Annotated in this window: 13 protein-coding genes and 1 tRNA gene; 6 read left to right on the forward strand and 8 right to left on the reverse strand. The window is 64.2% G+C overall.

Going from position 1 to position 10,319, the window contains the following annotated elements; translation table 11 throughout:
• A partial coding sequence (locus EOA32_RS27000) for an ATP-binding protein (protein ID WP_145971361.1) occupies positions 1-935 on the forward strand: 935 nt, incomplete at its 5' end.
• On the opposite strand, the gene EOA32_RS27005 is transcribed toward EOA32_RS27000, so the two are convergent.
• Entirely contained in the window at positions 936-1,595 is a 660-nt protein-coding gene (locus EOA32_RS27005; RefSeq protein ID WP_066996819.1) for a response regulator transcription factor, read from the reverse strand.
• A 121-nt stretch (positions 1,596-1,716) separates the two neighbouring features.
• A complete protein-coding gene (locus EOA32_RS27010; protein ID WP_128373336.1) occupies positions 1,717-2,154 on the reverse strand; it encodes a hypothetical protein in 438 nt (145 codons plus the stop codon).
• Positions 2,155-2,264: 110 nt separating this feature from the next.
• Here EOA32_RS27010 and EOA32_RS27015 point away from each other — a divergent pair, with 110 nt between their 5' ends.
• Positions 2,265-2,612: a DUF952 domain-containing protein gene (locus tag EOA32_RS27015; protein ID WP_128373337.1), complete on the forward strand. Its 348-nt coding sequence runs from the start codon at positions 2,265-2,267 to the stop codon at positions 2,610-2,612.
• Complete coding sequence (locus EOA32_RS27020) at positions 2,609-3,688, forward strand: quinone-dependent dihydroorotate dehydrogenase (RefSeq protein WP_128373338.1); 1,080 nt, start codon at positions 2,609-2,611, stop codon at positions 3,686-3,688. Before EOA32_RS27015 ends, EOA32_RS27020 begins: the two co-directional genes overlap by 4 nt.
• Here the strand turns inward: EOA32_RS27020 and EOA32_RS27025 are convergent.
• Positions 3,681-5,021: an MATE family efflux transporter gene (locus EOA32_RS27025; RefSeq protein ID WP_066996809.1), complete on the reverse strand. Its 1,341-nt coding sequence runs from the start codon at positions 5,019-5,021 to the stop codon at positions 3,681-3,683. The two genes, EOA32_RS27020 and EOA32_RS27025, sit on opposite strands and share 8 nt — an antisense overlap.
• Before the next feature lie 123 nt (positions 5,022-5,144).
• Between EOA32_RS27025 and EOA32_RS27030 the strand changes: the two genes are divergently transcribed.
• Positions 5,145-6,083, forward strand: coding sequence for a histone deacetylase (locus EOA32_RS27030; RefSeq protein WP_066996806.1), 939 nt, complete (start codon positions 5,145-5,147; stop codon positions 6,081-6,083).
• Here EOA32_RS27030 and EOA32_RS27035 read toward each other — a convergent pair.
• The 3 genes from EOA32_RS27035 to EOA32_RS27045 all read right to left on the reverse strand — a co-directional run bounded on the left by EOA32_RS27035 (position 6,058) and on the right by EOA32_RS27045 (position 7,939).
• On the reverse strand, positions 6,058-6,321 hold the full coding sequence (locus EOA32_RS27035; RefSeq protein ID WP_066996803.1) for a DUF6460 domain-containing protein: 264 nt from the start codon (positions 6,319-6,321) through the stop codon (positions 6,058-6,060). The genes EOA32_RS27030 and EOA32_RS27035 overlap by 26 nt on opposite strands.
• Before the next feature lie 149 nt (positions 6,322-6,470).
• Complete coding sequence (locus tag EOA32_RS27040) at positions 6,471-7,226, reverse strand: glycosyltransferase (RefSeq protein ID WP_128373339.1); 756 nt, start codon at positions 7,224-7,226, stop codon at positions 6,471-6,473.
• On the reverse strand, positions 7,205-7,939 hold the full coding sequence (locus tag EOA32_RS27045; protein WP_128373340.1) for a hypothetical protein: 735 nt from the start codon (positions 7,937-7,939) through the stop codon (positions 7,205-7,207). The genes EOA32_RS27040 and EOA32_RS27045 overlap by 22 nt, the downstream gene beginning before the upstream one ends.
• Positions 7,940-8,331: 392 nt before the next feature.
• On the opposite strand from EOA32_RS27045, the gene EOA32_RS27050 reads away from it, so the two are divergent.
• A tRNA-Gly gene (locus tag EOA32_RS27050) sits at positions 8,332-8,405 on the forward strand.
• 88 nt (positions 8,406-8,493) lie between these two features.
• Here EOA32_RS27050 and EOA32_RS27055 read toward each other — a convergent pair.
• On the reverse strand, positions 8,494-8,949 hold the full coding sequence (locus EOA32_RS27055) for a hypothetical protein (protein WP_128373341.1): 456 nt from the start codon (positions 8,947-8,949) through the stop codon (positions 8,494-8,496).
• A 250-nt stretch (positions 8,950-9,199) separates the two neighbouring features.
• On the opposite strand from EOA32_RS27055, the gene EOA32_RS38830 reads away from it, so the two are divergent.
• Positions 9,200-9,655, forward strand: a complete 456-nt coding sequence (locus EOA32_RS38830; protein ID WP_170950356.1) for a hypothetical protein — start codon at positions 9,200-9,202, stop codon at positions 9,653-9,655.
• Between the two features lie 122 nt (positions 9,656-9,777).
• Here the strand turns inward: EOA32_RS38830 and EOA32_RS27065 are convergent.
• Positions 9,778-10,319, reverse strand: a 542-nt coding sequence (locus EOA32_RS27065; RefSeq protein WP_245499396.1) for a LysR substrate-binding domain-containing protein, incomplete at its 5' end; no start/stop codon positions are given.

Genomic DNA, 10,319 nt, shown 5'->3' on the forward strand with positions numbered 1-10,319 from the left:
TCCTAGGCGCGGTGCTCGACATATCCCGGCTCGACGCCGGCGCGTTGAAGCCCGAGGACACCGCCTTCAGCCTCGGCGGGCTGCTTGGCCAGATCGGCAACGATTTTCGCCCGCTCGCCGCCGAAAAGAAGCTCGGCCTGAAAATCATGCCGTCGTCGCTCGGCGTGATGACCGACCGCAATTTGCTTCGCCGGCTGATCCAGAACCTCGTTTCCAATGCGATCAAATACACGCGCGAAGGCCGCATATTGGTCGGGGTGAGAAGGCGCGGCGAGCTGGCCGAGATCCAGGTGATCGACACCGGCATCGGCATTGCCGCCGACAAGCTGAACACCGTCTTCCACGAATTCACCCGGTTGGACGAGGGCGCTCGCGAGGCCGAAGGCCTTGGCCTTGGCCTTTCCATCGTCGACCGCATCGCCAGGGTTCTCAGGCTCGAAATCCGCATCTTCTCCAATCCCGGCAAGGGCACGCGTTTTTCCGTCATCCTGCCGGTCGCCGCGATCGCGGCGCCGCCGCGCGAGACGGGAAAGGCGCCCGCGCGCGCGCCATCCTCACTTGCCGGACTCAATGTGCTGTGCATCGACAATGACGCGCGAATCCTCGACGGCATGCGACTGCTGCTCGAAGGCTGGGGCTGCAGCGTCGAGACCGCTTCGGGATCGCAGGATCTGATGCACCCGGGTGCGGCAAGGCCGGATGTGGTGCTCGCCGACTATCATCTCGACGGCGGCACCGGGCTCGACGCCATCGCCAGGCTGCGCGCCGCCTACGGCAAGGACCTGCCCTGCGTGCTGGTCACCGCAGACCGCTCCAGCGAGGTGCGCACTGCTGCTGGTCTGCTCGATGTGCCGGTGATCAACAAGCCGCTGAAGCCTGCCGTGCTGCGCTCGATGATGGCGCGCGTCAGGGCGCTGGCGCCCGCGGCGGAATGATCAGCTCACCGGCTGCAGCGGGTCGCCGCCGATCTTGGAAAGCTGGATGACCGCCTGGGTGCGGCTGTCGACGCCGAGCTTCTGCAATATAGCCGAGACATGCGCCTTGATGGTGGCTTCGGAGACGCCGAGCTCATAGGCGATCTGCTTGTTGAGCAGGCCTTCGGCCAACATGCCGAGCACCCTCGTCTGCTGCGGCGTCAGCGCCTGCAGGCGCTTGATCAGATCGGAAATCTCCGGGTCGCGCTCGACGCCGAGCTCGATGCCGGCGGGTGCTGCGATATCGCCGGCAAGCACAGTCAGGACGGCGCTGCGTATCTCCTCCATGCTTGCCGATTTGGAGATGAAGCCGGACGCGCCGAGATCGAGCGCGCGGCGGATGGTGGCTGGATCGTCATGAGCCGACACCACCACCAGCGGCACCGAGGCATGGATGCCGCGCAGCGAGATCAGTCCGGACAGGCCGCTGGCGCCGGGCATCGACAGGTCGAGCAGCACCATGTCGATGTCTTCATTGGCGACGACCAGCGCCTTGGCGCTTTCGAAATCGCCGGCCTCATGGATGGCGGCAACGTCGCCTATGCCGGCCAGCGCTTCCTTTAGCGCGCCGCGAAACAGCGGATGGTCGTCGGCAATGACGAAAGTGTGGCCCGACGGCAAATACTCCTCCCCGTCCCATTTGCTGATTTATGTGCTTTCTTACGGGATCGGAACGATTATGCGGCGGCGCGGCGCGTTTTCAAGCAGCAAAGGCCGCGCGCGCGGGCTTTTTCCCGGGAGCTCAGGTCTTTTGCGGGCTGGGCTTCGTGCCACCGTCGCCTTCTTGCCTGTCGATGTCCTTGACGATATCCATGAAGCTGCGGAAGAAGCGCTCCATGTAGCTCATCGTCTTGTTGAAATCCTCCTCGTTCGGCAGTTGGGACTCCAGCCGGGCCGAGAGCGAGTTCTCAAGCTTCGCGACGCGCTCGTCGAGTGCCTTCACCGTGCTCTGCAGCCGGTCGATCTCGTCCTGGAAGGCGGAGCGCTCGTCGGCGGCCAACTTGCAGACGAGCTGGCCGGAGCGCTCCTCGCAGATCGACATGGCGCCGGTCTGGGTGTCCATGCGGACATAGCCGTTTGCGGACTTTTCGAGCCGATAGCGGTCCGTCTCCTCGGAATAGGCCGATGCGGCGACCAGCGAGCAAAGCGCCGCCGGGATTAGAATGTGCTGCAGACGCATGTTATCCTCCATGAGCCGTTGTGCGAACAATATCACAGGTTTGCGCCTGAAATGGGGAAGAGTTCGCAAGCACCCTTTCCCCCATGGATCGTTCGGACTATAGCGCGCCAATGTCTCAGTTTATCTACAAGATCGCGCCTGAAGCCATGTGGCGCGAAGCGGAACGGAACGGCCGCTTCACCGGGGCGCCGATCGACATCGCCGACGGCTTCATCCATTTCTCCACCGCTGCCCAGGTGCGCGAGACGGCGGCCAAGCATTTCGCCGGCCAGGCGGACCTGCTTCTCATCGCTGTCGACGCGGCAAAGCTGGGCAACGCGCTGAAATACGAGGTGTCGCGCGGCGGCGCCCTGTTCCCGCATCTCTACGCCGCGCTCGCCCTCGACGCCGTGCTCTGGGTGAAGCCGTTGCCGCTCGGCGCCGACGGCCACGAATTCCCGCCGCTGGAGGACGAATGAGCGTGCTCGACCGGATCGGCCAAAAGCTGCTTTTCTCGTTCGACCCGGAAACGGCGCATGGCCTGTCGATCGCGGCTTTGCGCTGCGGCCTGCCGGCCGCCTCGCCTCCCCCGCGCGACGAGCGGCTCGAGGTCAGCGTCTGCGGGCTCGATTTTCCGAACCCGCTCGGCATGGCGGCCGGCTACGACAAGAACGCCGAAGTGCCGGACGCGCTGCTTGGGCTTGGCTTCGGCTTCGCCGAGGTCGGCACCATCACGCCGCTGCCGCAATCGGGCAATCCCCGGCCGCGCATCTTCCGGCTGACCGCGGACGAAGCGGTGATTAACCGGCTCGGCTTCAACAATGAAGGGCATGCGGCCGCCGAAAGACGGCTTGGCGCGCGCAAAGGGCGGCCGGGTATTGTCGGCGTCAACATCGGCGCCAACAAGGACAGCGCCGACCGCATTGCCGACTATGAGCGCGGCGTCGCCCGCTTCGCGGCTCATGCCAGTTATCTGACGGTCAACATCTCCTCGCCCAACACGCCGGGCCTGCGCAACATGCAGGCGCGCGAGCAACTGGGCGAACTCCTGTCGCGCGTGATTGCTGAACGCGCCAAGGCTTCGGCGCAGCCGCCCATCTTCCTCAAGATCGCGCCGGACCTCGTCGAAGCGGAACTGGAAGACATCGCCGCCGAAGTCATCGAGAAAAGGATCGACGGGGTCATCGTCTCCAACACGACGCTTGCCCGGGTCGGGTTGCGCAGCGCAAGTCTGGCCGGCGAAGCCGGCGGGCTGTCAGGCAAGCCGCTTTTCGAGCGCTCGACGGCGGTACTCGCCCGGATGCGCAAGCTGCTCGGCCCACAAGTGACGATCGTCGGGGTCGGCGGCGTCGATTCGGCGGAAACCGCGCTGGAGAAGATCCGCGCCGGCGCCGATCTCGTCCAGCTCTATACCGGCATGATCTATGCCGGCCCGGCGCTGCCTGGCCGCATCGTTGCCGGCATGGCGCGGTTTGTGGAGCGCGAGCGGCTTGGCTCGATCCAGGATTTGCGCGACTCGGCTTGCGAGCGCTGGGCTTCAAAGCCGATCAGCTGAACGCCGTGCGCATCCTGAGCCTCAGCACCGCAAGCAGGCTGAAACCCCGCACCAGCAAAAAGACGTGCAGTGCGGCCCATAGGCCGTTGTTGCCGAAGGCGGGCGCCAGCGTGATCAGCGCCGCGGCGAAGGCCAGGAAGGACAGGAGCATCATGTTGCGCATGTCGCGCGACCAGGTGGCGCCGATGAAGACGCCGTCCATCTGGAAGGCAAGCACGCCGCTCAGCGCGGTGAAGGCGGCCCAGGGCAGATAAATGTCGGCGACCGCGCGGACCTCCGGAGCGGTCGTCACCATCGCCACCAGCTGTGCGCCCGCCGTCAGCAGGGTAAGACTGGCGACCGCCGCCAGGCCAAAGCCCCAGATCAGCGTCAGCCGTACGGCTTGCCGGAAAGGGGCGGCCGCATGCGCGCCGATGGCGCGGCCGGCCAATTGCTCGGCCGCGGTGGCGAAGCCGTCCAGGAAATAGCCGGCGACGAGGAAGAAGTTCATCAGCACGGCATTGGCGGCGAGCGTCACCGTGCCGAACTGGGCGCCCTGCCTAGTGAACAGCGCGAAGGCGGCAAGCAGCGAGAAGGAGCGGATCATGATATCGCGGTTGAGCGACAGCATGCGCCGGTAGGCCGGCAGGTCGAGGATGCGCCGGCGCGACGGCCGCTCCAGCTTGCGGAACCGCCTCAGCACGATGGCAAGGCCGAGCAGCATGGCCAGGAACTCGCCGGTGACGGTCGCCCAGGCAACGCCCGCCACGCCCCAGCCGAGCTCGAGGCCGAGCAGGAAGCAGAGCAGGATGTTGATGCCGTTGAGCACGGCCTGCAGCATCAGCCCTATCCCGCCCTCGCCACGCCCCAGCACGTAGCCCAAGATGGCGTAGTTGATGAGCGAGAAGGGCGCGGCAATGAGCCTGATGCGGATATAGACCGACATCGCCGCGCTGACACGCGGCTCGGCGCCCATGAACCACTGGCCGCCTACCGCAAACAGCGGCGCAAGTGCTGCAAGCACCACGCCGGCGACGACCGCGATCAGCACGGCCCGCCAGAGCACCGCCTGCTCCTCCAGCGGATCGCCGCGTCCGAAAGCCTGGGCGACGAGGCCGGTGGTGCCGGAGCGCAGGAAGTTGAAGGTGGTGAAGACGACGTCGAAGACCAGCGCGCCTGCCGCCAGTCCGCCGAGAAGAGCCGCATCGCCGAACTGCCCGATCACCGCGGTGTCGACGATGCCGAGCAGCGGCGTCGTCAGATAGGCAAGCGTCATCGGCACCGCGATCGCCAGCACCGACCGGTTGGTGACGATGAAGGTCCCGGCGTTGATGTGGGTCGCACCCTTGTCCAAGGATTGCTGCCTTGCTCATTGCGGCTTGCTAGAATGGCCGATGTGCCCCAGTTTGCCGCTGCCGCGCAATCGCCATCGGGTGACGGCTAACCGAATTCCAGCTCTGGCGCAGGCCGCCCCATCATGCCTTTGCAGATCGTCCACCATCCCGACTATGACGCCGGCTTTGCCGTCAATCACCGCTTTCCGATGAGCAAATATCCGTTGCTAATGGAGGCTTTGCACAGCCGCGGGCTGGCAGCAGCGGGAGCGCTTTCGATGCCGGAACGGGCGCCGGCGGCGTGGCTCAAGCTCGCGCACGAGGCCGGCTATGTCGACCAGGTGCTCACTTGCGAGGTGCCTGAAAAGATCGAGCGCGAGATCGGCTTCCCGGTCAGCCAGCGCGTGTCATTGAGAGCGCAGCTAGCAACGGCAGGCACGGTGCTGGCGGCGCGGCTGGCGCTGAAACACGGCATAGCCTGCAACGCCGCCGGCGGTAGCCACCATGCCAGGCGTGCCCAAGGCGCGGGCTTCTGCACCTTCAACGACGTGGCCGTGGCTTCCCTGGTCCTGCTTGCGGAGGGCGCCGTCGAAAACATCCTGGTCGTCGATCTCGACGTGCATCAGGGCGACGGCACGGCGGACATTTTGAAGGATGAGCCGCGCGCCTTCACCTTTTCCATGCATGGCGAACGCAATTATCCGGCGCGCAAGATCGCCTCCGATGTCGATATCGCGCTGCCGGACGGCACCGGCGACGCTGCCTATCTCGACCGGCTCGGCGCCATTCTTCCAGAGCTTTGCGCAAGGCGGCGCTGGGACATCGTGTTCTACAATGCCGGCGTGGATGTCCATGCCGAGGACCGGCTTGGCCGGCTGACATTGACCGACAACGGCCTGCGCAGCCGAGAGGAGCTGGTCATCAGCTATTTCCGCAAGGCCGGCATCCCGCTATGCGGCGTCATCGGCGGCGGCTATTCGAGCGACGTGCCGGCGCTTGCCGCGCGCCACGCCATTCTGTTCGAGGTCGCGGCCGCGTATGCTGACGCTCGCCAGGCTACTTCCTGTAGCTCGCAATCCTGAGCAGGATAAAGGCGGGCACGACGATCGCGGCGCCGAGCAGGATATAGCCCAGGAAGCGGTCGAGAGTATGGAAGCCGAGGTTCCACAGGTCGATGAAGAACTGGCGGATGCCGTAGAGCACGTCCATCGGCGACCAGCCGAAAGCGTGCATGACGAGGCCGACGAGAAAGGAAACCACCAGCAGCTTTACAAGCACCCTGAGTGGCGTGTCGCCGAGAAAGCGTGTCAGTGCGGACAAGGCCGTTCTCCGGTTCGAGCTGCCCGATTCGGGGGGCGACCTCAGAAATACGCACTCGGATACCCGGCATCAAGCCGAAGGCCGCGCGCGAAGCCATCGTGCTGGCAGCCCTGATAGCCCGATCCGGCCGGCACACGCGGCTCGCACGGTCAGATCCGCCATCGGAAGATGCGGGCCCAAAGCGGCCGGTCGCGGTAGACTTCCCTGGAGCGCCACAGCCTGTTGTAGCGGTTGCCGCCGCCGATACCGAGGTGCGATATCGGCTTGCCGCCCCGCTTGCGCTTGATCGCGACCGGCTCGCCATCATGGCTGAGGCAATGGCCGAAATCCGCGGACGGCTGAAGAGGCGCGGCAGACGGCACCGATCTGACGGCTTCGCCGACGATGAGGTCTTCCGGCTCGCAGGTCAGCGCGACGGCCTTGCCGAACAAGGTCGGGCCCGTGGGGCAGAGCGCAGTCGGCCCGTAATATTCCCGTTTCACATTGGCGCAGACAAGCTCGATCGCCTTGGCGAGCGCCTTGTGGCGAGGCGGCGCGGCAACAACGCCGATGCTGGTGTCCCAAGGGGTCGAGCTGAGGAAATCGCGAAAGATCGACAATTTTCCATCGGCGCGCGGCACTCCGCGCAGGAAGAAATAGGAAAGATCGGCATAAAGGCCGCCTTGCTCATAAAGCAGACAATATTTGGCGAGGTCCGCCTTGTATGAATAAGGTCGCAGCGTCCTGAAAGCCGAAAGCACCTCTGCTCCGAAATGCGTCGAAATGAACTCCGCCAACGCCGCTTCCCGGAAAAGGCGGTGCTCTTCGCCAGGATGAGCAGCCGTGAGCGAGTGGATGTTTTTGGCAACGAGCCCGGAAAGGTGCTCGCTGCCGTCGTCGGTGATCAGAATGCTGCAGAGAGGCATCCGGCTTCCGTCTCGATCAGGGTGCCTTGGTGAGCCTTCAACTTGCCCCAGTCGCGCCACTGGTGGGGACTGGCCTTCAGATAGGCCAGGTGCCGATCGGCGAAGTCTTGCGCGGCGCTCTGGATCAGTTCGGCCTTGTCCTGGCCGCGATCAAGATCGATCGGATTTTCCACAGTCACCCGTATCTTGCCTGTGCTGTCGTCACGAACGACGAAGACCGGCAGCAGGGGAGCGCCGGCGATCCTGGCCAAGCGGGGCGCGCCGCCGGCAAATTCAATGGCCGACTGGCCGATCCGCGCGCGCACCAGCAGCTCACCCTCCCAGGCGCCAGCGGTGATGGACGCAAACTTGCCCTGGCGAAGCAACCGCCTCGCCTCGTTCATGCTGGCGGCGGGATTGGCGCGGTCTATCACGATACGGCCCGCCGCATATCTGAGCTCGACGCAGGTTCTGATCGGGTTGAGGAACCGGATGCCGAAGCGCGATTTCGAGAAACCATGCTCCGGCCTGCTGACGTGAGAGACGTCGAAGCCGGCTTTGGCGAAAACCATCTTCGCCGCAAGCGCGTTGAAGGCGAAATGCGCAATCCACAGGACGGCGCCACGGCCCTGTTCGCGCGCCGCATCGAGATGCTCGGCGCCGAGCAGTTCGGTGTCGGGTCGCCAGCCGACGAGCCACTCGCGGACGATCTGGATGTTGTGTTCGCTGCGCATCGCGTCGACACGGAGCCGGTCCTCGCGGCCTATTATGCCAAAGGCGGCAAGGTCCGGTTGGTCATCAACGTCGCGCCGAGACTCAGGCGCCCGTTTCAGCCGCTCCAGCCAAAGGCAGACACTGCGCCATCTCTTCTCAGGCAAGAAAAGAGAGACGAATACAAAAACAGGAAGCCTCAGCAGGAATCCGAGATCTTCCAAAGCAAAGGCTTTTCCGGAGCGAGAGGCTCGCTTCCTTTTCCGAACATTGATTTCCAAGCTGGGTCCCCACCCTTAACCCCTGAGCCATTACCATGTTGCGAGGCGGCGTCAAAGCGCCGGTGGATGGCTCTCGGCTTTCAATGCATCGCCGATTGCTAGATGCGGGGCCATCATGGTAACGAGGCTGTTGCGCGGGTATGATGTAATGGTAGCCTGTCAGCTTCCCAAGCTGAACGCGCGGGTTCGATTCCCGCTACCCGCTCCATCCCTCGCTACAGTGCCACCCGGCCCGCTGCGATCAGGCAGAGCGTCTCAAGCGGCCGATGGCGAATGGGATCGTTGCCGCTTGCCGGTCAGGCCAACACCCCGCAGAGGGGAAGATGCTTTGCCGCCTCGGCGGCTTCCATCCGCACGATTGTGTGCGACAGGCCGCCGTGTTCCTCGATCCACTGCCGTACCCAGTCGGGATATTGCGAGATCAGGTACTGCGCGGCGATTGCGTTCTCATGGGCGCCGACGCCGTAAGGCAGATGGAAGCCGAAGGATGCACGCGGCGTGATGCAAAGCTGCTCGGCGGGCAAAGACAGATAGAGCGTGCAGGCGCTGTCGCAGGCACCGTCAAATTCCACAGGCTCGTTCGCGGCGCGCAGCTCGGCGACGTGCAAAGCGAAGATCACGATCTGACCGCCGGGATTTTCCTGCACCGTTTCGGCATCTGCGGGCAGCGTTGTCAGGACGGCGGCGAGGAACGCTAGCGCCTTGGCTATCAGCCTCCGCTTAACCCGCGCGCGCGGCAGATCGGCGTGCATGTTGGTGACCTCGCTCATCCGGCGAGACCAAGGCTAACATTGCGATGGTTAACAACAGGCAGCTTTGAAAACATCGAACATCCAGATCGCCCAACTGCCCGCATCCTCTCAACAGCAGGGGGACTGGAAAATCAACGCGCTTTTGACCGCACTCCGAAGGGAGCCACCTCGTTCGGCGAAAGCGCGCAAACGAAAGAGCCGCTCGAAAGGCGAGGGGCTTGGGCCCTAGAAGAGGATCGCCGCGCGATCTATGGCGAAAAAGAAGCCAGCCACCTTGCGGCGGCCGGCTCTGGACCGGTTGAGCAATCCAGGACCACGTCTCGGTCCGGAATTCCGTAAAAACAGTTCTTTACTGCGGGTGAGCGGCTCTTATCCAAAGCTGAACCGCTATGGACCCCTAAAGCCAAAAGCCAATCCAAACACGTTCGCGCCAGCAGCGGCGACGCCAGCGGCCACGACGCCAGTAGCGGCGGCAAACACGTCTCCAAACGCGGCGCCGTCTGCGGCGGCGACGGCCGTGATGCCAATGACGATGGTAAACCTGCTCCACTTCAGCCCGTTCGTCTCCATCCTCGAAGACGGCGGTATCGGGCTTATCGAGTTCATCGAGAATTCCGTTGCCGCTTGGAATTCCGGCAACCGCCCTACTGGGGCCAGCCAGGGTTGCAATTGCCGCTGCCCCCGCAACGCCAAGCATTCCAGTTAGAAACAAGCGACGTTCCATCAAAGACCTCCCGATAGTTCAGCATCGGCAGGTGGTTCCCTCACCCAAACGGGCTCCAGCGAACTGCCGATCTGTTTGAACGCACAGGTAGCATTCTCGTTCCATTACCCCACTTCGCGCAGGATGAAGTCGTGCAGCATCTTGGCGGCGGGCGAGAGCGCCCGGTTCCTGACCGTGATCAGGCTGTAGGGCCGGACCTCGATGTCGAACTCGGTCTGAACGACATCGATCGCTCCGGACAGCCCGTCGCCGCTCTGGATGAACTTGGCCACCTGCACCGAAACGGGGGCGATGGCGTCAGATTGCGCCACCATTACCAGCGTCAAGAGCAGCGACGAGGTGTTGAGGATGCGGTCGGGAAGCGGGATGTTGCGGTTCAAGAAATTGCTTTCCATCGCCTGGCGCAGGGGCGAGCCGCCGGACTGGAAGACCCAATCATAGGCAGCCGTCTCCTCCAGGCCGACCATCCCGCCGCCGGCAAGCGGATGGCCGCGGCGCACGATCAGGCAGGCCTTCTCGATGCCGATGACGCGCGATTCGAACAGCCGCGGATTGAGGTCGTCGGGGATGCGGGCGATGATAAAGTCGTGGCGGGAGGCGATCAGCTCGCGGGCGAGTACGTTCGAGGTCTCGACCTGCATGGTGA

This window comes from Mesorhizobium sp. M1A.F.Ca.ET.072.01.1.1 (assembly GCF_004023325.1).
In the GTDB taxonomy this organism is placed as follows: Bacteria; Pseudomonadota; Alphaproteobacteria; order Rhizobiales; family Rhizobiaceae; genus Mesorhizobium.